This window comes from Streptomyces sp. NPDC056347 (genome assembly GCF_042262625.1).
Taxonomy (GTDB): domain Bacteria; phylum Actinomycetota; class Actinomycetes; order Streptomycetales; family Streptomycetaceae; genus Streptomyces.
On sequence record NZ_JBHJQP010000087.1, the window covers coordinates 11,032 to 32,303 of the forward strand.

Annotated in this window: 15 protein-coding genes; 10 read left to right on the plus strand and 5 right to left on the minus strand. The window is 71.3% G+C overall.

Annotated elements, in window-relative coordinates; translation table 11 throughout:
- Positions 1–110: 110 nt before the first annotated feature.
- The 4 genes from ACFCV8_RS20675 to eccE all read right to left on the minus strand — a co-directional run bounded on the left by ACFCV8_RS20675 (position 111) and on the right by eccE (position 5,340).
- A complete protein-coding gene (locus ACFCV8_RS20675) occupies positions 111–2,630 on the minus strand; it encodes an SCO5717 family growth-regulating ATPase (protein WP_376686842.1) in 2,520 nt (839 codons plus the stop codon).
- A 355-nt stretch (positions 2,631–2,985) separates the two neighbouring features.
- On the minus strand, positions 2,986–3,219 hold the full coding sequence (locus ACFCV8_RS20680) for a DUF397 domain-containing protein (protein WP_376686843.1): 234 nt from the start codon (positions 3,217–3,219) through the stop codon (positions 2,986–2,988).
- Positions 3,220–3,304: 85 nt separating this feature from the next.
- Positions 3,305–4,015: a hypothetical protein gene (locus tag ACFCV8_RS20685; RefSeq protein WP_376686844.1), complete on the minus strand. Its 711-nt coding sequence runs from the start codon at positions 4,013–4,015 to the stop codon at positions 3,305–3,307.
- The gene (gene eccE / locus ACFCV8_RS20690) at positions 4,012–5,340 is read right to left on the minus strand and encodes a type VII secretion protein EccE (RefSeq protein ID WP_376686845.1); all 1,329 of its coding nucleotides are present in this window, start codon (positions 5,338–5,340) and stop codon (positions 4,012–4,014) included. The genes ACFCV8_RS20685 and eccE overlap by 4 nt, the downstream gene beginning before the upstream one ends.
- 186 nt (positions 5,341–5,526) lie before the next feature.
- Here eccE and eccB point away from each other — a divergent pair, with 186 nt between their 5' ends.
- The 7 genes from eccB (at position 5,527) to ACFCV8_RS20725 (ending at position 12,448) form a co-directional block, all read left to right on the plus strand.
- Entirely contained in the window at positions 5,527–7,062 is a 1,536-nt protein-coding gene (gene eccB, locus ACFCV8_RS20695; protein ID WP_376686846.1) for a type VII secretion protein EccB, read from the plus strand.
- Positions 7,059–8,264, plus strand: coding sequence for a type VII secretion-associated serine protease mycosin (mycP, locus tag ACFCV8_RS20700; RefSeq protein ID WP_376686847.1), 1,206 nt, complete (start codon positions 7,059–7,061; stop codon positions 8,262–8,264). Before eccB ends, mycP begins: the two co-directional genes overlap by 4 nt.
- Positions 8,265–8,426: 162 nt before the next feature.
- Positions 8,427–8,897, plus strand: a complete 471-nt coding sequence (locus tag ACFCV8_RS20705) for a hypothetical protein (protein WP_376686848.1) — start codon at positions 8,427–8,429, stop codon at positions 8,895–8,897.
- On the plus strand, positions 8,897–10,381 hold the full coding sequence (locus ACFCV8_RS20710; protein ID WP_376686849.1) for a hypothetical protein: 1,485 nt from the start codon (positions 8,897–8,899) through the stop codon (positions 10,379–10,381). The genes ACFCV8_RS20705 and ACFCV8_RS20710 overlap by 1 nt, the downstream gene beginning before the upstream one ends.
- 37 nt (positions 10,382–10,418) lie before the next feature.
- The gene (locus tag ACFCV8_RS20715; RefSeq protein ID WP_376686850.1) at positions 10,419–11,666 is read left to right on the plus strand and encodes a S8 family serine peptidase; all 1,248 of its coding nucleotides are present in this window, start codon (positions 10,419–10,421) and stop codon (positions 11,664–11,666) included.
- Between the two features lie 92 nt (positions 11,667–11,758).
- On the plus strand, positions 11,759–12,118 hold the full coding sequence (locus tag ACFCV8_RS20720) for a WXG100 family type VII secretion target (RefSeq protein ID WP_376686851.1): 360 nt from the start codon (positions 11,759–11,761) through the stop codon (positions 12,116–12,118).
- Between the two features lie 30 nt (positions 12,119–12,148).
- On the plus strand, positions 12,149–12,448 hold the full coding sequence (locus ACFCV8_RS20725) for a WXG100 family type VII secretion target (protein ID WP_376686852.1): 300 nt from the start codon (positions 12,149–12,151) through the stop codon (positions 12,446–12,448).
- A gap of 62 nt (positions 12,449–12,510) precedes the next feature.
- On the opposite strand, the gene eccCa is transcribed toward ACFCV8_RS20725, so the two are convergent.
- Positions 12,511–16,479, minus strand: a complete 3,969-nt coding sequence (eccCa, locus tag ACFCV8_RS20730) for a type VII secretion protein EccCa (protein ID WP_376686853.1) — start codon at positions 16,477–16,479, stop codon at positions 12,511–12,513.
- Between the two features lie 223 nt (positions 16,480–16,702).
- Between eccCa and eccD the strand changes: the two genes are divergently transcribed.
- The 3 genes from eccD to ACFCV8_RS20745 all read left to right on the plus strand — a co-directional run bounded on the left by eccD (position 16,703) and on the right by ACFCV8_RS20745 (position 21,232).
- The gene (gene eccD / locus ACFCV8_RS20735) at positions 16,703–18,205 is read left to right on the plus strand and encodes a type VII secretion integral membrane protein EccD (protein ID WP_376686855.1); all 1,503 of its coding nucleotides are present in this window, start codon (positions 16,703–16,705) and stop codon (positions 18,203–18,205) included.
- Between the two features lie 189 nt (positions 18,206–18,394).
- Positions 18,395–18,682 carry a 30S ribosomal protein S15 gene (gene rpsO / locus ACFCV8_RS20740; protein ID WP_352276449.1) on the plus strand — a complete coding sequence of 96 codons (288 nt, stop codon included), beginning with the start codon at positions 18,395–18,397 and terminating at the stop codon, positions 18,680–18,682.
- A gap of 336 nt (positions 18,683–19,018) precedes the next feature.
- A complete protein-coding gene (locus ACFCV8_RS20745) occupies positions 19,019–21,232 on the plus strand; it encodes a polyribonucleotide nucleotidyltransferase (RefSeq protein WP_376686854.1) in 2,214 nt (737 codons plus the stop codon).
- Positions 21,233–21,272: the final 40 nt, after the last annotated feature.

Sequence of the window (21,272 nt, forward strand, 5' to 3'; positions counted from 1 at the left end):
GTCGAGCTGCGTCAACGGTCGTCCAAACCGCGTGTGGTCTGCGGGAATACGCAAAAGGGCCCGCACCGTGCGGACGGTGCGGGCCCTCATTGGTAGAGACCTCTGATGCCTTACTGCTGAGGCGCTGACGGTGGCTGCTGCCACCCCGCGGGCGGCTGCGGAGCGGCCGGACCCGCACCGCCCGGGGCCTGCGGCGGCAGCGGCTGCGGCTGCCAGCCGTTCTGTCCCGCTCCCGGGGCGGGCTGCGGCGGGTACGGCTGCGCGGGCTGCTGACCGCCGTACGGCTGGTGCTGGTAGGGCTGGGGCTGCTGGCCCTGCTGCGGGGGGTACTGCTGCTGGCCCGGCATCGGAGGGGCGAACTGCGGCGGCGGGGTCGAGCCGTTGGACGTCCACAGCCCCTGCTGCTGCTGGGCCCGCGCGAAGTCCTCGGCGACCAGGGCGGAGAGGTGGAAGTACGCTTCGCGCGTCTTGGGCCGCATCATGTCGAGATCGACCTCGGCGCCCGCCGCCAGATGCTCGTCGAACGGTACGACGACCACGCCGCGGCAGCGCGTCTCGAAGTGCTGCACGATGTCGTCGACCTTGATCATCTTTCCGGTCTCGCGCACCCCCGAGATGACGGTGAGGGAGCGCTGCACCAGCTCCGCGTACCCGTGCGCGGAGAGCCAGTCCAGCGTGGTGGACGCGCTGGACGCGCCGTCGACCGAGGGCGTCGAGATGATGATCAACTGGTCGGCGAGGTCCAGGACTCCGCGCATCGCGCTGTAGAGCAGGCCGGTGCCCGAGTCGGTGAGGATGATCGGGTACTGCTTGCCCAGTACGTCGATCGCGCGCCGGTAGTCCTCGTCGTTGAAGGTGGTGGAGACCGCCGGGTCCACGTCGTTGGCGATGATCTCCAGACCGGAGGGCGCCTGCGAGGTGAACCTGCGGATGTCCATGTACGAGTTGAGGTACGGGATCGCCTGGACCAGGTCGCGGATGGTCGCCCCGGTCTCGCGGCGCACCCGGCGGCCGAGCGTGCCCGCGTCGGGGTTGGCGTCGATGGCGAGGATCTTGTCCTGCCGCTCGGTGGCCAGGGTCGCGCCGAGAGCGGTGGTCGTCGTGGTCTTGCCGACGCCGCCCTTGAGGCTGATCACCGCGATCCGGTAGCACGACAGCACCGGCGTACGGATCAGTTCGAGCTTGCGCTGGCGCTCGGCCTCCTCCTTCTTGCCGCCCAGCTTGAAGCGGGACGCGCCGGAGGGGTTGCGGCTGCTCTTCGCCTTCTGCTTGCCCCGCACCAGCCGGTCGGAGGAGAGCTCGACGGCCGCGGTGTACCCGAGCGGGGCGCCGGGCACGGAGCGCTCGCGCTGGTCGTGGGTGACCGGGCTGGGCCAGGCGGCGCCGGTGCGCGGGTCGACGGGGGCACCCGGCTGGGGCTGCTGGTGAGGCGGCTGGGGCTGGGGCTGCTGGGGCGCCTGGGCGGGCAGGTGGGGTGCGGCCTGGGCGGGCGGCTGAGGGCTCTGGTTGCCGTGGGGTGCCTGCGGCGGAAGGGGCGTGCCGGGCTGGGCGGGCCACTGCGGCTGGTGGGGCGCCTGAGGTGCCTGGGCCTGCGGCTGCTGCAGAGGAAAGCCGTAACCGCCCTGCGCGGGAGGCTGCTGAGCAGGTGTCTGCTGCGCGGGCGGCTGCGGGGCGATGGGCTGCTGAGCCGGTGCCTGCGGGGCCGGGGGAGCAGGCTGCTGCGGGAAGCCGTAGCCGCCGGGGGCCTGCACGCCGGGGGCCGAAGCGGGCCACTGCGGGGCCGACTGGGGTGTGGCGGGCTGCGGCGCGGCGGGCTGGAAGGCGGGCGGCAGCGGCGGCAGCGCCGCGCCCTGCGGCGGAGCCGGGGTCCAGGGACTCGGCGCGGCGGGCGCCGCGGAGCCCTGCGGCGCGCCCGCGGGCGGCGCGTCCTGGGGCGTTGCGGCGGGGACGGCGTCGGCGGGCGCGGCGTCCTGCGGTTCGTCGGCCGCACCGCCCGCCGGTTCCGCACGGTCCTGGGGCGTGGGCTCCTCGGCGGAACCGGCCGCCTCGGCCGGAATCGTCCCCGTACCGGGGCCGTCCTCGGCACCGCTCCCGGACCGCGGGCCGCTCCCGATGCCGTCCCCGATGCCGACCTCGATCTCCGCGATCTGGCGCTTCAGCGCGGCCGGCGAGAACCGCATCGTCGATCCGCTCTCCACATCGCCGTCCCCGAACGGATCCGACACCGCGCCTTCGTCCTGCGTGCTCGGTGCGGACGAAGGGGGCGTGGAGGAGGGAGGCGTGGAGGGAGAAGGCATGGAGGAGGGCGGTGTGGCACCGCCCGTGGCGGGGCCGCCCGCCGAGGGCGACGGCGCGGACACCGGGGCGGGCGGTGCCGGAGTCCAGTCGGAGTCGGAACCGCCCCCGGCCGATGCCACCGGGGCGGGGATCGGCGAACCGCCCGGAGGCGTGGGCGGCGCGAGATGCGCCCCGGCGCCCCCCGACGAGTCCCCCGGCGCGTTCTGCGTGTACCAGGCGGGCGGGGTGTAGTCGATGGTGAACTCACCCGTCATCTCGACGGGCTCCGCGTCGGACGACTCGTCGACGGGCTTGTTCCAGCCCCCGCGGATCTCGTCCCGATCGCCGCTCACTTTGCCTCCTGGTGTGGTCGAGCACCCTTGTGCCGTGGTGGGTGGGGGCGACCGTTTCCGTCTGCCTGAACGCCCGGCTCTCCCCCCGGGGCACGCATGGCCTGCCCGCAGGTTCTTCTGCCGCGCCCGGGCCCAGCCTAATCGCCAGGGGGCTCGCTCCGGCAGGCCGTTCCGCAGGACAGGAACTGTCCAGTAGGTCACGTAATGGCTACAAGCCCCCGAGGTGCGACACCGCCCACGGAGCGAAGCGCTCGATATGCCATGAGGCCTGATGTACCGCCCCAACTCGGCCTCATACGTGAAGAAAGGGGCGGGCGCCCCGTGTGGACGGCTGCCCCTTTCGACCGGTCATCGCCTACGCGAGGTCGAACTCGCCGTCCCGCGCGCCCAGTACGAAGGCGCGCCACTCGGCCTCCGTGTACCGCAGCACGGTCCCGGGGTCCAGCGAGGACCGCATGGCGACCGCACCGCCCGGGAGATGCGCGATCTCGACCCGCTCCTCGACGTCCTCGGTCCCCGGTGCGCTCAGCCACTCCACATCCGAGATGTCGAGGGCGTAGAGCTCGTCCTTCTCCTGCTGGGTGCCCATGTCGGCGTCCCTTCCGATCGAACCGTGTCGTTCTCTGGCCATCTTCCCCGGAGGCAGCAGTTCCGGGGTGGTGAATGGACAGTATTCAGTCCATCCGGCGAGCAGCGCCCAACAGATGGGTCTCGGTCTCCGTCGCGCCCGGCGCGACCCAGTGGCGCTCGCGGCCCGCCACCCAGAGCGTGACTCCGTCCGCCAGGGCCGGCAGCGCCTCGCTCTCGGCACAAGTGAGCCCCAGGACCCCCGCGATCGACTCCGCCTCGTCCGGCGAGACCCGCTGGACGCCCACGAGAGCCGCCGCCCGCATCAGCCGCGGCGCCACCGCGCTCGGGTAGGGCAGCAGCGTCAGCACCGACTGCCACGGCGAGGACGCCACCCGGCCCCGCGGCGGCCGCGTCCCGCAGTCCCGTACCACCACCACCGGGGTGTCCACGGTCGCCCCGGTCGGCGGAACCCGGCCCACCTCATGAAGGCGGACGCACTCGAGACCGGCACCCGCAGCCCGCGCCAGCCCCGTCCACGACCCGGGACGTCCGGTCTCGACCGCCACCCGTGCCCCGGTGGCCGCCGCACGCAGCGCGAGCACCTGCGCCGTCCACAGACCGCCGATCAGCAGGACGTCGTACGGTGCCGGGCGGTGGAATCCGATCAGGCGCGGGTGCCCCTCGGCGTCGGTGCCGATGAACACGCCGTCGTCCCCGACCGGCAGCGACAGGGCACCCAGGTGCTCCGTGGCCACGGTGTGCCCCGTATGGCGCGGACCGCGCAGCCCCCGCCCGGGCACGATACGACGCGTCACCGCGCGCCTCCCAGCGGGAGCGTCGCCAGCACGCCCGGCAGCTGCTCGCGGTCCAGCCGCATCAGACGGACCCCGGCCTGCCGTGCGGCCCGCTCCAACGCCCTTCGTACCTGGGCCAGTTCCGTATCGGACCCGCCCGTGATCCGTACATGACCGCAGATCGACACCTCGCCCCGGCGCGAACCGCGCCGCACCGTCAGACCGAAGGCCGTCGCATACGCCGGGACCGAGGCCAGCAGCGCGACGAGACCGGGAAGCGAGGCCGCCCCACGGCTGGAATCGGGCCAGCGGCGCACCGCGTAGGCGGTGTGCCGGCGGTCGTCGCACCGCCAGCCCCTCGTCGTCTCCGACGTCCGCCGCTGCGCCGCGGCATCCGGCCGCCCGGTGCGGCCGGAGAGCAGCGGACGGGCGCACGCGGAAGTGGCCACGGCGCAGTGCAACTCCTCCTGGTCCAGCACCACGGCCCGGAAACCGGCACCGGTGATCCGGCTCGCGACATGGTCCGCGACCCGCACCAGGCACCGCTGAGCTCCGCCGAGGCCGCCTCCGCGCGCCTCGACCGCCTCCCGGCACAGCTCCGGATCCAGCTTCACGGCCACCCAGGTCATCCGCAGCGCGGGCGCCCCGATCCGTTCCTGGAACGGGGCGCAGGAGAGCCGCGCCGCCGACCGCTGCGGCAGATGCGGCGCCGGACAGGGGCGTACCTGCTGCACGAGCTGCGCGGACTCCAGCACGATGTCGTCCACCGCGAGGGCATCGCCCAGGAGGGACAGCGGGAGCGTCCGCCCGCCGTGCGCCGGGCGCGGCGACTCACCATCGGCCTCGACCCGTACGACGGCCGTCAGGAACGTGCCGTCCCCGACCATGCCCACCGTGCGACGGTTCCGGTCGACGTAGCCGTACGGGGCGAGCCCCGGCACCCCCTCCGCCACCGGGGCCAACTGCGGGTCCGTGCCGGGGGCCGCTGCCGAGGCGTCCCGTCGCCGTGTGCGCAGGGCGAGGGCCGTCGACAGCCGTCCGGCCGCCGCACGCCCCCGGCGGGGCATCACCGCGAACGGCATCAGCAGACCGGCGATCACGGCCGAGCCCGCCAACGCGGCGCCGCCGAGCTCGAACCCCACCGCGCCGGCCGCCAGCGCCGCCTCGGTGAGCACCAGCCGCCGCAGCACGAGCCCGGACCGGGGAGCCCGCCGCAGCGTCACCGCCGTTGCGCCCGCCGACGCCGCGAAGGCCCCTGCGGGCGGTTCGTTGCTGCGTTGCCCCCGGGAAGGAACAGGCACTCCCGGTCGGGCCCTCCGTGTACGTCCACGTGTCGCCGCACCCATCGCCGTTCGTGCCCCCTCGCACCCCTGTCCACCATTTCGTCCCACCGGCGTCGGCCGACCGGCCACGCTACCTGAGCAGCGGGACGACGCGTCAAATCGCCGTGGGGGGACGCCAGTTCGAGGCGCCGGGGCGGTCGCGCGTATGGGAGCCTGGTCGGCCACCGGGAAGAGGGGCGGCCGACGGGGATGGCATCACGGCGCGATGAACTCAACGCGTACACCTTTGCGAAGCGAAGGCTGGTGGCGCAGTTCCTGCGCCCCGGCGGGACGGGCTCGGACGAGGGCGCGCCGAGACCGCTGCGCGCCGTGGTGCCCGGGGCGGTCGTCGGGGCCGTGATCCTCGCAGGGTTCGGCGCCTGGGGGATGTTCCGGCCCGTGGCCCCCCGCGACTGGGACACCCCGTACAGACACGTCATCGTCGCCAGCAGATCCACCACGCGCTACGTGGTGCTGAGGACCGACGGCAGGAAGCAGCTCCACCCGGTGCTGAACATGTCCTCCGCCAAGCTCCTGCTCGACCCGGACGGGGGCGAGGACAGGGCCATCGGCGTCGGGGAGGACGTCCTGGACAGCGGCAGGATTCCGCACGGCGCCACCCTCGGCATCCCCTACGCCCCCGACCGGCTGCCGGACGGCAAGGAGGCCGGGGCCAAGAAGCGCTGGGCGGTCTGCCAACGGCCGGTGGAGGGCGGCAGGGCGATCCAGCGGGCCGCGTTCGTCCTGGCCGCACGCGACCTGAAACGGACCGAGGGGAAGAACCGGCTGCGGGGCGGCGAGCTGATCCACGTCGAGGGCCCGGGGCCGGACCGCACCCGCTACGTCGTGGACGCCGAGGGCCGGGCGTACCCGGTACGGAAACGCGAACTGCTGCTGCGCACCCTGACCGACAACCGCGCCCCGCAGCGGGTCTCCGCCGCCTGGCTGGGCACCCTGCACCTCGGCGACACGATCGACTTCCCCGCCCTTCCCGGCATCCCTGGCGGTGACGCGGGCGTCCCGGGGCGCCTGCCGCACAGAGCGAACAGAGTGGGCATGGTCCTCGCGGCGACGTCCGGCACCAGGACCCGGCAGTACGTGGTGCTGCCCGGCCGGGTCGCCCCCGTATCGGACTTCGTCGCGAAGCTCCTGCTCAACAGCCGTGCCCTGACCGGCCTCGATCAGGGCGGCACGGCGCGGCACGTCAGCGCCGGAGCCTTCGTGCCCGGCACACCCTTCGGCCAGGACCTGGACTGGCCCACGCACGAGCCGAGGCCGGTCAACTCCGCGAGCACCGCGCCCCAAAGCCGCAACACCGTCTGCGCCGTCCTGCGCGGCGTCGCCCCGGGCAGCGGGACCACCACACTCAGCACCTGGGCGGGCACCCGCTTCCCCGCGACACTGCCCACCGGCTCCAGCAGCGCCTACGTGACCCCCGGCTCCGGACAGCTCTTCCGGCAGTTCAAGGGCGTCGCCACCGGCTCCGGCCCGGTCTTCCTGGTCACCGACACAGGGCTGCGCTACGCCATGCAGTCCAACGGCGACAGCGTCCGGGACGACTCCGGAATCGGCGAGTCCGGCCCGGCGCGGGAGCGGCGACGGCGACGCCTGGAAGCGCGGCAGGCGCAGAGCCGGCTCGGTTACGCGAACGTCGTGCCCGCACCCGTTCCGGCCTCCTGGTCCGGCTTCCTGCCCACGGGGCCGCGCCTGTCGACCGGGGCGGCCCGCCAGCCGCAGGGCTCATGAGGACGGCGCATCGCCTGCCGTACCGGCGCACGCTGACGGCCGTGACCGCCGCGCTCCTCGGCGTCGCGCTGCCGGTGCCGCCCGCCGGGGCGGACGACCCGACACGGTGCACCTTCGCGTCGAAGCCGTACCCCGGCCGCCCCTGGTCGCTGCAGCGCGTCCTGCTGGACGAACTGTGGCGGCAGTCCACGGGCGCGGGGGTACGGGTGGCGGTCATCGACACGGGGGTGGACATCAAAAACCCCCAGCTCAAGACGGCCGTGGACGCCGGAAGCGGCCGCAGCTTCCTGCGGGGGGACCCCAGGGACGGCACCACGGACACGGTCGGCCACGGCACCAAGGTCGCCGGAGTCATCGCCGCCCGGGAAGCGGAGGGCACCGGTTTCACCGGTCTGGCACCGGACGCGACGATCATCCCGATCCGGCAGAACGACGCCAGGAACAACGGAACGGCAGCCACACTGGCCGAGGCCGTCCACTACGCGGCCGACACCGCGCGCGCGGACGTCATCAACATCTCCCAGGACACGTCCGAAGCGGTGGCCTCCACCCCCGTCCTGGAACAGGCGGTGAACGCCGCTCTGGACCGGGACATCGTGATCGTCGCCTCGGCCGGCAACGACGGGCTCGACGGCAGGGTCAAGAAGACCTACCCGGCCTCGTACGAAGGCGTTCTGGCCGTCGCCGCCTCGGACCGCGACAACGAGCGGGCGGCCTTCTCCCAGTCCGGCGATTTCGTGGACGTGGCCGCCCCGGGTGTGGACATCGTCTCCACGGTTCCCGGCGGTGGACACTGCGCGGACAGCGGGACCAGCTTCTCCGCCCCGTACGCCGCCGGCGTCGCCGCCCTGATCAGGGCCAAGCACCCGGACTGGACGCGGAAGCAGGTCGTCGCCCAGATCGAGCAGACGGCGGAGCGCTCGGTCGCGGGCCGCGACCGCCTGGTGGGCTGGGGAGTCGTCGACCCGGTACGGGCCCTGACGGAGGACGAACGGCCCCTCGAACGACCGGTGGCCCAGGAGGGCGCGAGCGGGGCCGAGGCCCCGGCCGCGGCAGCGTTCCACCCCGGCGAGACGGCGGACGAACGCACCACCCGCCTCGCGACCTATGCGGTGACGGGTGTGGCGGTACTCGTCGCGGCGCTCGCGGGCATCGCAGTGGCCGTACGCGACGGCCGCCGACGCACCGGCGACAGAACGTAGCGCGGGCCGCCCGTGATCCGGCGGCAGCCCGAATTCGCCCGATCGAGGGGACGGGTCCGGGTGCGAACCCCACTGTCACAGTCGGTGGCTAAGGTCTTTACGGAGAGTCATCATCGGGTGGGTGGTGACTCGAGCGGACACGTACCGGGAGGGGGCGGGATCGTGAGTGGTCCGGGCGATGGAGGGGGCGGCGACGGGGGCCTCCGGCGCGGATTCGGCGCGCTGGAGAGATTCCGGGGACGCCTCCACACCTTGCTGGCCGAGCTGGAGAGTTCGGCGGCGGCCGAGTCGAGGATCGCGGCGCACGCGGTGCCCCGCACGGCCCTGAGCGGCCAGAACGTGCGCTTCGCGGAGGCGGACGGGCTGTACGCCCAGTACAGCCGGGTCCACGAGGAGCTCGTCTCGCTCTCCAGGTCGCTCGGCGACCGGATCGAGTGCTTGGGCCTGGGCGTGCACGCGGCGGCCGTCGGCTTCGACCACGTGGACGACGAGGTGCGGCGCCGGTTCCACGAGATCCGGGCCGGCCTGGACGAGCAGCGGGAGAGGGTGCGCGGGGAGGACGGCGGCAGGCTGGAGCAGTCGCGTTGCGACAGCAAGTCCGGCTCCCGCTACGACGACTTGGGGGCCAGCTGATGGGCGGCGCCGACAGGCGGCCGGAGCTGTCGCGCCAGGAGCAGTGGACACGGGACCAGCAGCGTGTTCAGGGACGGTTGATCGCCGCCGACGTCGACCGGCAGACCCGGGACGTCAGGGAAGCGTTCGACTCCGGAGGCTCGGGCACCCCGGGGCGTACCTCGTTCGAGGGACACGGGCTCAACACGCTGATCGACCTGATCGAGCACTCGGATCCGGAGAGACTCGAGGAGGCGGGCGAGGCGCTCCTGGCGGCGAGGAGGGCCATCGACAAGGCCGCGCACGAGCTGGGCGATTTCATCAGGGCCGTGGACTGGGAGGGCGATTCCGCGACCGCCTTCCGCGACTGGGGCAAGAGCCTGGTCGCCCACGCGCTGGAACTGGGCGATTTCGCGGAGGCCGCGGGAATCCAGATCACGGTCGCGGGTGCCGGCCTCGCCTCGGTGCGCAAGTCCCTGCCACCACGCGACATGCGCCTGGTCCCCAAGACCGTGGAGGAGGTCGAGGCCCCGAGGCGGATCGACGGCAACCCGGAGTACGCGGCGGCGGTGGAGACCGAGAAGCACCGTCAGGAGGCCATCAACCAGGCGAACAGGCTGGCGTCGTACTACGCGGTCTCGGAGGAGACCCTGGCGGCACAGGCCCCGCCGCGATTCGGGAAGGAACTCGACATCGCGATGCCGAAGCCACAGGGGCTCCGGAAGAACAAGGAACCCGGTGTCTCTTCCACGGGCTCCGGGACGACGGGTGACACCACGATGCAAGGCCGGTCGACTCGTGCTGCCGTGGTCGATACCGGCACACCGGGCATCGCCGGCAATCGGGCCGACGTCGAGGCGCTCGGAATCGCACCCGGGCGGGGCGCGAGCCCTGCCACGGAAATCGACAGTGTGGCCTCGTCGCAGGCCGCCTTGGCAGCTTCCGACATGCCCCGGAGGCTGTCGCCTGCCACTGCCGATCCTTCGGGGTCGAGCGCGGTTTCGACTCCGCTCACGGCGACGGGGTTCGTGAACACTGCGGCCGGTGGCTCGCGTCGCGCGACGCCGTCACCCGGGCTGCCCGGAGCACCGGGCCGGACCGGAAAGAGCGGCCGCACGAGCAGCGGGCCTTTGCCGACCGGGCGTGCCGGGGCTCCGGTCGGGCGTCCGGCTCCCGTGGCCGGGGGCGCCGCGGGAGGGTCTCGTGCCGTCCCGCGTGAAACGGCCGTCGGGCCTGGCGGAACGAGCGGTGGGACCCGACCCGGAGGGTGGGGGGCTCCTGACTCGAAGGGCATCGTGGGTTTGCCCCGTGGTGCCGCCGGATCCGGCTTGGGCCCAAGGGGCTTCGGCACTGGGGGCACGAGCCTCGTACATGGATGTGCAGGGCGACGAGGCTCCGACGGCGGGGGCGGCAACGGCGGGACATCGCGCCCGGGCTACCTGGTGGAAGACGGAGAAGTGTGGGAGGCGGGACGGCGTGGCGTGGTGCCTCCCGTGATCGAGTAGGCGCAGGAAAGATCCGGAAGTCAGGTTGACAGCAGAAATGATTCAGACCCGGAAACTCCGCGCATGTTTCGGATGGTGCGGGTGTCTGCTCGGCGCGATGGCAGTGACTTTTGCTTGGAGCGTGGAGGGTATGGGGGCGGAGTCCCGTGTGATTGCACAGGATGTGCAATCCAAGCAGTGGTATCTCGGCCCGATGCACGTGGAAGAGATGTGGAAGATCGCTACGGGTGAGGGCGTCAAGGTCGCTGTCATCGACTCCGGAGTCAACCCGTCGACACCGTCCCTGGAGGGGCGGGTCCTCAAGGGATTCGACGCCACAGGAGCCGATGGTGATGAATACGATGACTATGACGGGCACGGCACATCCATGGCAGAGTTAATTGCCGGATCGGGCAACGAGGGAGGGCTTCAGGGCCTTGCTCCAGATTCGAAGATCATTCCTTTTCGGGTTACCGATACCGAATTCCAGAACACGCACTCAGTGAATGCCCGTGACAACGAGGATGCGATCCTGGCCGCGGCGGACAGTGGCGCAAAAATTATCAGCATGTCGGTGGGGAGCGATTTCCCGGGGCAAGGGGAAAGAGAGGCCGTCAAGTATGCGGAGAGAAAGGGAAAGCTCTTCTTCGCCGCAGTCGGAAACAATTCAGAAACAGGGAACAGGGAGCAGTACCCCGCTTCGTATCCGCAAGTAGTGGGCGTCGCCGCAACTGACAGTGCGGGCAGGGTGTCCTCATATTCTCAACACGGGAGCAGCGTGGATATCGCAGCCCCCGGGGACAACATTCCCACCTGGTGCGATGCGAATTTTCAGCATTACTGCGACTCGGGAGGGGGGACCAGTCAAGCCACCGCCATCACGTCGGCCGCCGCTGCTCTGATCTGGTCAGCCCACCCCGAATGGACGGCCAACCAAGTTCTCAACGTTCTCTTCGACACGGCTGGACGAGGCGACTGGGAGAAGGGCACTCTCAGTAATTATCTGGGTCATGGCATCATCCGTCCGGCCGTCAACATCCTGAAGGGCGAGGGAAACCCCGGTGCCCCGGACATCAGCCCCCTCACCAAGGAAAGAACATCCGGCCCCGAGGCCTCCCCGGCTGCCTCCGTATCAGGTGCGTCGCGGTCCGGGAAGAAAGGCAATTCCGGCGACGCCGGCGCAGAGGATTCCAGCAGGGAGAAGGGTGACGGCGGCCCGCTCGGCCTGATCGTCGGCGGAGCGGCGGCAGTCGTCGTGATCGTCGGCGGTTCATTCGTCTTCGTCCGTAACCGCCGCACCACCTGACCGGCTGCATATCCTTCACCCGTACGCATCGGCAAACGGCAACCGGCGACCGGAGTCGGGTCGGAAAAAGCATCAGAAAGGAAGCAGAAATCATGGCTGATCAGAAGATCTCAGATGCCGCACTCCTCAAGCTGGAGGGTGAGCTCACCAAGCGATTCGATTCGGTCAAGGGTCAGCTGAAGATCCTGCAAGAAACGATCGACGGTCTCGAAGGTCACTGGAGGGGAATCGGTGCCGGTGCCTTCAACACGAAGCAGGAGGAGATCAACCGGAACATGGCCAGCCTTGCTCGTCGGCTCCTGAAGTTCCAGGAGGCCATCAAGGCGGCACGTGTCATTTCGGGCAACACCGAGGACGAGGTCCGGCAGGCGCTGCAGGGCATCGACGTCGTCGGCGGGTACTCGGGTGACGCGGCCGCGGAGGCCAGGGCCTCGAGCCTCAACAACTTCTGACACCGAACCTCGACGAAACGGGCGGATCGCATGTCGAACAACGACGGCACGATGGTTGTCACCTACGCGAGCCTGGATCTCGCGGCCGGTGCCATTGACCGGCAGAGCAAGCAGCTCAAGGAGGACCTCGCGTCCATCAAGCGGATGATCGTCAATGTGTCCGAGCTCTGGGCGGGCGAAGCCAAGGGTGCCTATGACGTCGCTCAGAAGGGCTGGGACAACGACGCCACGGCCATTCAGAGCGCCCTGAGCGAGATCTCGCGCAAGATCCACGAAGCCGGTGCCTCCTACCACGCGGGCGACAAGCGGGCGAGGGCCAACTTCGAGTAGCACCCGGCAGGACGCGGGCCGGGGTGGGCACGCACGGGAGGTGCCCACCCCGGCCGCCGCGGTCAGTCCACGAGGCCCGACTGCACCAGCGGATTCCCGCGCCGCCGGGTGGTGACGAAGACCCCGCGCCCCGGGGGCATCGGCCGTGGCCGCACGTTCCCGAGGACGTCTCCCTCGACGGGGTCGCCCGAGAGCACCAGTCCCTGCGCGCCCAGCTCCGTGATGCGCTGCATGAACGACTCGTACAGGGCCCGTCCGGCCCCCGCCGTGCTGCGGGCGATGATGAAGCGGACACCGACGTCACGCGAGAACGGCAGCATCTCCGTGAGCTTGCCCAGAGGGTTTCCGCCGGATGTGGAGACCAGGTCGTAGTCGTCGACGACCACGTACACCGTCGGACCGCTCCACCAGCTGCGGGAGCGCAGTTCGCGCGCCGTGACGTCGGGCGACGGCGTACGACGCTTCATCAGGTCGTACAGCGCGTCCACATGGTGCTCCATGTTGTCGGACATGGGCACGTACTCGGCCAGGTGCGTCGCGGGGGTCACGTCCAGGAGCGTTCGGCGGTTGTCGATGACGAAGAACTTGCAGGTGTTCCCGTCGTACCTCTCGGCCAGCTGCTTGATGAGCAGCCGCAGCAGGTTGGACTTTCCGGACTCGCTCTCGCCGAACACCAGGAAGAACGGGTCGCGATCGAGGTCGAGGAAGACCGGCTCCAGGCTGTTCTCGTCGATCCCGAACGCGACGCCCCGCTCGGGACGCGCGTGGCCCGCGGGCAGTGCGTGCGCCGGGAGCACACGGGGCAGCAGCCGCACCGCCGGGGCGGGCGCCGCGGTCCAGTGCCGGGCGACCTCCTGGTTCATGACCGCGGTCGCCTCGGAGAGGCCACTGCCGGAGCGGATGCCGTCGATCCGCGGCACCGCGGCCATGAAGTGAAGCCGCTCCGGCGTGAGACCACGGCCGGGCAGACCGGCGGGCACATTGGCCGCGGCTCTGCGGTCCAGCTCGGAGTCCATGACGTCACCGAGCCGCAGTTCCAGCCGGTTCATCAGATGGTCCTTGAGACCGGCCCGGACCTCCATGGACCGCGACGCCGTGACGATCAGATGGATGCCGTACCCGAGGCCGCGCGCCGCGATGTCCGTCACCGCAGGTTCCAGCCCCTCGTACTCCGTACGGAAGCTGCCCCAGCCGTCGATGACCAGGAACACGTCGCCCCACGGCTGGTCGGCGGCCGAGATGGTGCCGCACGCCCGCAGCCTGCGGAAGGTGGCGATGGAGTCGACGCCGGCGCTGCGGAAGTACTCCTCGCGCCGCGTCATGATCCCGTACACCTCGGAGACCGTGCGCCGCACCCGTTCGGGGTCGAGCCGGGAGGCGACACCGCCGACATGCGGCAGGCCACGGACGCAGGCCAAGGCGCCGCCACCGAAGTCGAGCCCGTAGAACTGGACCTCCCGGGGTGTGTGGGTGAGCGCGAAGCCCGCGACGAGTGTGCGCAGCAGCGTGGACTTCCCGGACCGCGGACCACCGATGATCTGCATGTGACCCGCCGCACCGGAGAAGTCCCGGCAGAGCGTGTCGCGCCGCTGCTCGTACGGCTTGTCGACCACACCGAGCGGCACGACGAGGCGCCCCGAACCCTCGAATCCGGGCCGGGTCAGCCCACGGCCCTCCACCGGCGAGAGCCCCGGGAGCAGCTCGTCCAGCGACGGCGGACTGTCCAGCGGAGGGAGCCACACCTGATGGGCCGCGGCCCCACGGCCCTCCAGCCCGCGCACGATCACATCGAGCACCGAATCCGCCAGGGCATCGTCCTCAGGCATACGGGCGTCGGGCACCGAAGCACTCGGCCGCGGGTCCGGCGGCACGTACCGGACCGGCACCGCGGCCGCCGTGAACACCACCGGTCCACGGTCCACCGGCAGCGGGCCGGAGGGCGCGTCGGAACGGCCGCCCGAGCGGTACACCCCGGAGACGTACGCGGCCTTGAAGCGCACCATCTCGTCGGTGCCGTACTTCAGGTAGCCGGAACCGGGGACGTTGGGCAGGTGGTAGGCATCCGGAACGCCCAGCGCCGCCCGTGACTCGCCCGCCGAGAACGTGCGCAGACCGATCCGGTACGAAAGATAGGTCTCCAGCCCGCGCAGCCGCCCCTCCTCGAGACGCTGCGAGGCCAGCAGCAGATGCACGCCCAGCGAACGGCCGATGCGTCCGATCTGCACGAACATCTCGATGAAGTCGGGCTTGGCGGTGAGCAGTTCGCTGAACTCGTCGATGACCAGGACGAGCGAGGGAATGGGGCGCAGCGGAGCCCCCGCGGCGCGCGCCCTCTCGTAGTCGTGGATGTTGGCGTGGTTGCCCGCGTCACGCAGCATCTCCTGCCGGCGGTTGAGTTCCCCGCCGATGGAGTCGCCCATGCGGTCGACCAGCGTCAGATCGTCCGCGAGGTTGGTGATCACCGCCGCTACGTGGGGCAGCCGCGCCATACCCGCGAAGGTGGCGCCGCCCTTGAAGTCCGCCAGGACGAAGTTGAGCGTCTGAGGGGTGTGGGTGACGGCGAGGCCGAGCACGAGCGTGCGCAGCAGCTCGGACTTCCCGGACCCGGTGGCGCCGACGCACAGGCCGTGCGGCCCCATGCCCTCCCGAGCCGCTTCCTTGAGGTCCAGCACCACCGGTCCGCCGTCCTCGCCGACCCCGATCGGAACGCGCAGCCGCTCCGTCCGGGAGCGGGCCCGCCAGGCACTGCTCACGTCGATCGAGGCGGCGTCACCGAGATTCAGCAGATCGGTGAACTCGAGATTGGCGAGCAGCGGCTCGTCGTCCTTCCCGCCGGAGGCCATGCGGAGCGGTGCCAGCTGCCGGGCCAGCGCCTCGGCGGCCTCGATGCCGAGCCGGTCGGGAACGCCCTCGTAGACCAGCCCCTGCCCGGACTCCAGCCGGAGCAGACGGGGGTGCGCCACGACCGACAGACCACCGAGCGCCCCGCCGGACCCACCCGGCACGACCTCGATGACCGTCACGCCCTGCAGGCCCTCGGCCGCGGCCAGCACGGACCCCGGCAACACGGACCGGCCGTCCAGCACGACGACGACATGCGGCCGGTCCACGACCGGAGGGCCGTCGGGCCGGAAGCGCGGCCGTCCGTCGAGCCAGGGAGCGAGCATGTCCTCCAGCTCCGCGACGCCGGTGGTGATCAGACGCCGGACACCGGCACCATCGACGAAGCCCGGGGCCTGGGCGTGCGGAAGCCACTTCACCCATTCCCAGTGCGGGGCGGCGTCCCGGCCCGCCGCCACGGCGACGACCAGGTCCTCGGGCGAGTGCAGCGAGGCGAGCGCCCCGACCATGGCACGGGCCGTGGAGCGGACGGATTCGGCGTCGCCGCTGATCGCCAGGTGGTGGAAGGCGCGCAGCGAGACCGCCATCGGCAGACCGTCCAGAGTGCTGTGGGCCGCCAGGAACCGCCGTATCGCCCCCGCGGTGAGCGGCTCCAGCTCGTCGACCGGCGCGGTGTCGGGTACGACGAGCGGCGTGGCGAGTTCCTGACGCCCCAGACCGATCCGTACCTGTGCGAAGTCGGCGTCACCGACGCGCCGCTCCCAGACCCGGCTGCCCTCGGCGACGAGCGCCCACAGCTGGTCCGGGGCCGGATGGAGACAGCACTGCGCATCGCGCTGCGCCCTGGCCGTCCGCAGTACGGTGCGCCTGGTCTGCGCCAGATACTTCAGATAGTCACGCCGCAGGTCGGCGAGCTGCCCCCGGGTTCCCCGCCGGAAGCGGACCATCATGGCGACGGCCATCGCGACGGTCGAGGCAACCATGATCACGCCCATGATCCGCATGACCGGGTTCGGCGTCATGAAGAAGAAGACCACCGATCCGCCCATGCCGAGCATCGGCAGCAGCTGCATCATCACCCCCTCCTGCCGACCGCGCGGCAGTTCGGGCGGTGGGCGCAGCTCCACCGGTTCGTCCGGCACCCCGCGGACCGGCACCCGTGGCGGACGCTTGACGACGATCTGGCCCACGGCCCACCCGTCCCCTCGTCGAAATCCCGCGCGCGTTCCCGCGCGCCTTCCCCGCCGAGTCCCCGTCCCGCACCGCCTCGCGGGGCCTCCCGCCGAAAAGGAGCTGTTCACGGCGGTGCCCCGGCCCTGGGCGTGACCCGTGCTCCCGGGACTCGTTGCGCAGACACGCCCGACACGTGCGAGCGCGCTCAGGAAACAACGACCAGGGGAGCACCAGGTGACGATGACGGACCGCACGGCGGCCACCGGACAAGGGCGGCCCGGTCCGGGAGCCCCGCCCGGCGACGGAACCGGCTTCTGCCGGGTCACGGTCGTCGCGCCCGACAGCCGTGTCGACGTGGCGCTGCCCGAGGACATCCACGTGGCCGACCTGTACCCGGAGATCCTCCGGCTGTCGGGACAGAGCCCCGCCCCGGGTGCACCGGTCGGCTATCACCTGGTACGCCGCGACGGCACCGTCCTCGACAGCGGGCGCACCCTGGCCGGCCAGCGGATCCTCGACGGCGAACTGCTGTCCCTGCGCCCCTTCGCCGAATCGCTGCCCCCCGCGGTCTTCGACGACGTCTCCGAAGCGGTCGCCGCCGCCGTCACCCGCGACCGCACCCTCTGGAACGAGGAACTCACCCGTACGGCCGGGCTTCTCGCGGGCTCGTCCCTGCTGGTCCTTCTCGGCTTCGTGCTGTGGAACTCCGGCCCCCGGCACGACATGCACGGGCTGCCGGGCGCCCTCGCGGCGATCGTCGCCCTGCTGACCCTCGCCCTCGCCTGCGTACGCGCCCGGGTGTACGACGACCGGGGATCGTCCACGGCGCTGGGGATCGGCGCGCTCGCCAACGCCGCCGTCCTCGGCGCCGGGCTCGTGCCGCTCGGCGAGGGGCAGGGCATCGGCAGGCTCCAGTTCCTGCTCGCCTGCGCCGCCGTGCTGGTGGCCGCGGTGATCCTCATGATCGCCACCCCCGGCGGGGACGGTCCCTTCGTCGCGTTCGTGTTCGCGGCCCTGGTCGGCGTAGTGGTGACCTTCGTCGCGATCACCGCAGGTCTGGAGCCCGCCGAGACCGCGGCGGTGTGCGCCCCGCTCTCCGTGGGTGTCCTCGCCTTCCTGCCCGCCCTCTCCACCCGCTTCGCCCGCCTTCCCATCGGCTTCGAGCCGCCCCGCACCACCGCGGGTGACTACGGCACGTTTGAACCGGCCCCGCAGGGCCCCGTCGACGCCGATCGCATCGCCGCCCAGGCGCGGCGCGGCCACGAGCTGCTTCTCGGCCTGGTCGGCGGCTGCGCGCTGGTGGCCGTGGGCGCCGCGGCCGTACTGGGTTTCTCCGACGGCCTCTGGGGACGGCTGCTCGCCCTCGCCACCGGGATCGCCATGCTGATGCGCTCCCACCTGTTCCGCTACACGGCCCAGGTCGGCTGCGTCCTGGCGGCGGGCTTCGGCGCACTCGTCCTCCTGGCCCTCGGCCTGTCCTTGAACCCGCCGCCCGGCCTGCTGCGCGAGGCGGCCGCCGGGAACGGCTCCGGGCTCGACCTCCGTACGATCCGGCTCGCCGCCGCCGTCGCGGGGGCCGCCGCGCTGATCACCGCCATCGGGCTGATCGTGCCGCGCAAGGGGGTCACCCCGTTCTGGGGGCGCTTCCTGGAGGTCGCGGAGGCCGGAGTGCTCCTGACCCTGATCCCGCTCTGCCTCGCCGTCTTCGACCTCTACCACGCGTTCCGCGCGCTCACCGGCTGACCGGAGCCCCCGCCCGCGGCCGTACCGGCTCCGGGGGACTGGTACGCTGTGTGACGGCCGTTTGTGTACGCCCTCCCGGATCATCCTGGGAGCTGCGCTCATCGGACCCTCGCTCCCGAGTCATGGAAGCCCCCCTGAGAACGGACCAGGGGCACTCGCGGGCGCATCGAACACCAAGAGGAGTACCGCGTGTCGCTCGACGCCGCTACGAAGAAGCAGATCATGGCCGAGTTCGCCACCAAGGAGGGTGACACCGGTTCCCCCGAGGTCCAGGTCGCGATGCTCTCCCGTCGCATCTCGGACCTGACGGAGCACCTGAAGGTCCACAAGCACGACCACCACTCCCGCCGTGGTCTGCTGATCCTGGTCGGCCAGCGCCGTCGCCTCCTGCAGTACCTGGCCAAGAAGGACATCCAGCGCTTCCGCGCCCTGGTCGAGCGCCTCGGCATCCGCCGCGGTGCGGCCGGCGCCAAGTAAGTCGCCGTGAAGGGAGCGGTTCCCACCACTGAGGGGGCCGCTCCCTTTGCTGTACGTACGATTGTCCGTACGGCGAACGGACACGGCACGTGACGGGCCCGCCCGCACGGCCGTGATGCCAAGCAGAACCGAATCTCAGTAACCTGGTCGCAGAACGACCGACAGACGAGCGAGAAGCAGACCTCCCCGCCGCCGGTCCTCGGTAGTGGCCCCCGGACCCATCGACCCGGGTGCTTCGATCGAAGACCGGCCCGCCGATGGAGGGCTTCTCCGCAACCGTCCCCCCGCCACACGGGCGCGGGGACGCGAAGACGATACGTAACGGAGAAAACGCTAGTGGAGAACGAGACCCACTACGCCGAGGCCGTCATTGACAACGGCACCTTCGGCACCCGCACCATCCGCTTCGAGACGGGCCGCCTGGCCAAGCAGGCCGCCGGCTCCGCCGTCGCGTACCTGGACGACGACACCATGGTGCTGTCGGCCACCACCGCCTCCAAGCGGCCCAAGGACCAGCTCGACTTCTTCCCCCTCACGGTGGACGTCGAGGAGCGGCAGTACGCCGCCGGCAAGATCCCCGGCTCCTTCTTCCGCCGCGAGGGCCGCCCCTCCGAGGACGCGATCCTCACCTGCCGCCTGATCGACCGCCCGCTGCGCCCGTCCTTCAAGAAGGGCCTGCGCAACGAGATCCAGATCGTCGAGACGATCATGGCGCTCAACCCCGACCACCTGTACGACGTGGTCGCGATCAACGCCGCCTCCTGCTCCACGCAGCTGGCCGGCCTGCCCTTCTCCGGCCCGGTCGGCGGCACCCGTGTCGCCCTGATCAAGGGCCAGTGGGTCGCCTTCCCGACGCACACCGAGCTCGAGGACGCCGTCTTCGACATGGTCGTCGCCGGTCGCGTCCTGGAGGACGGCGACGTCGCGATCATGATGGTCGAGGCCGAGGCCACCGAGAAGACCATCCAGCTCGTCAAGGACGGCGCCGAGGCCCCCACCGAGGAGGTCGTCGCCGCCGGTCTCGAGGCCGCGAAGCCCTTCATCAAGGTCCTCTGCAAGGCCCAGTCGGACCTCGCCGCCAAGGCCGCCAAGCCCACCGGCGAGTTCCCGGTCTTCCTGGACTACCAGGACGACGTCTTCGAGGCGCTCGCCGCCGCCGTGACGTCCGAGCTGGCCCAGGCGCTCACCATCGCCGGCAAGCAGGACCGCGAGGCCGAGCTGGACCGCGTCAAGGAGATCGCCGCCGAGAAGCTCCTCCCGGCCTTCGAGGGCCGCGAGAAGGAGATCTCCGCCGCGTACCGCGCGCTGACCAAGAAGCTGGTCCGCGAGCGCGTCATCAAGGACAAGGTCCGCATCGACGGCCGCGGCGTCACGGACATCCGTACGCTCGCCGCCGAGGTCGAGGCCATCCCGCGGGTGCACGGCTCCGCGCTGTTCGAGCGTGGCGAGACCCAGATTCTGGGCGTCACCACCCTCAACATGCTCCGCATGGAGCAGCAGCTGGACACCCTCTCCCCGGTGACCCGCAAGCGCTACATGCACAACTACAACTTCCCGCCGTACTCCGTCGGTGAGACCGGCCGCGTGGGCTCGCCCAAGCGCCGCGAGATCGGCCACGGCGCGCTCGCCGAGCGCGCCATCGTGCCGGTGCTGCCGTCGCGCGAGGAGTTCCCCTACGCGATCCGCCAGGTCTCCGAGGCGCTGGGCTCCAACGGCTCGACGTCCATGGGCTCGGTCTGCGCCTCCACCATGTCGCTGCTGAACGCCGGTGTGCCGCTCAAGGCCGCCGTCGCCGGTATCGCCATGGGCCTGATCTCCCAGGAGATCGACGGCAAGACCCACTACGTCGCCCTCACCGACATTCTCGGTGCGGAGGACGCCTTCGGCGACATGGACTTCAAGGTCGCCGGCACCAAGCAGTTCGTGACCGCGCTCCAGCTCGACACCAAGCTCGACGGCATCCCCGCCTCGGTCCTGGCCGCCGCGCTGAAGCAGGCCCGCGACGCGCGTCTGCACATCCTCGACGTGATGAACGAGGCCATCGACGTTCCGGACGAGATGTCCCCGAACGCCCCGCGGATCATCACCGTCAAGATCCCGGTGGACAAGATCGGTGAGGTCATCGGCCCCAAGGGCAAGATGATCAACCAGATCCAGGAGGACACCGGCGCCGACATCACGATCGAGGACGACGGCACCATCTACATCGGTGCCGCCGACGGCCCGGCCGCCGAGGCCGCCCGCGCCACGATCAACTCGATCGCCAACCCGACCATGCCGGAGGTCGGCGAGCGCTACCTGGGTACGGTCGTCAAGACCACCACCTTCGGCGCCTTCGTCTCCCTCATGCCGGGCAAGGACGGCCTGCTGCACATCTCGCAGATCCGCAAGCTCGCCGGTGGCAAGCGCGTGGAGAACGTCGAGGACGTGCTCGGTGTCGGGACCAAGGTCCAGGTCGAGATCGCCGAGATCGACTCCCGCGGCAAGCTCTCCCTCGTCCCGGTCATCGAGGGCGAGGACGACGAGAAGAAGGACGACGCCGACAAGTGACGTCCCGTAGTTCCGTGACGACGGCCCGCGCCTCCTCTGG

Excerpts from the sequence above, each read along its gene's own strand:
- ACFCV8_RS20680 (WP_376686843.1), bottom strand. The coding sequence starts at position 3,219 with ATGGGCACCCAGCAGGAGAAGGACGAGCTCTACGCCCTCGACATCTCG.
- ACFCV8_RS20710 (WP_376686849.1), top strand. The coding sequence starts at position 8,897 with ATGGGCGGCGCCGACAGGCGGCCGGAGCTGTCGCGCCAGGAGCAGTGG.
- ACFCV8_RS20720 (WP_376686851.1), top strand. The coding sequence starts at position 11,759 with ATGGCTGATCAGAAGATCTCAGATGCCGCACTCCTCAAGCTGGAGGGT.
- ACFCV8_RS20715 (WP_376686850.1), top strand. The coding sequence starts at position 10,419 with ATGATTCAGACCCGGAAACTCCGCGCATGTTTCGGATGGTGCGGGTGT.
- ACFCV8_RS20725 (WP_376686852.1), top strand. The coding sequence starts at position 12,149 with ATGTCGAACAACGACGGCACGATGGTTGTCACCTACGCGAGCCTGGAT.
- eccE (WP_376686845.1), bottom strand. The coding sequence starts at position 5,340 with ATGGGTGCGGCGACACGTGGACGTACACGGAGGGCCCGACCGGGAGTG.
- eccD (WP_376686855.1), top strand. The coding sequence starts at position 16,703 with ATGACGGACCGCACGGCGGCCACCGGACAAGGGCGGCCCGGTCCGGGA.
- eccB (WP_376686846.1), top strand. The coding sequence starts at position 5,527 with ATGGCATCACGGCGCGATGAACTCAACGCGTACACCTTTGCGAAGCGA.
- mycP (WP_376686847.1), top strand. The coding sequence starts at position 7,059 with ATGAGGACGGCGCATCGCCTGCCGTACCGGCGCACGCTGACGGCCGTG.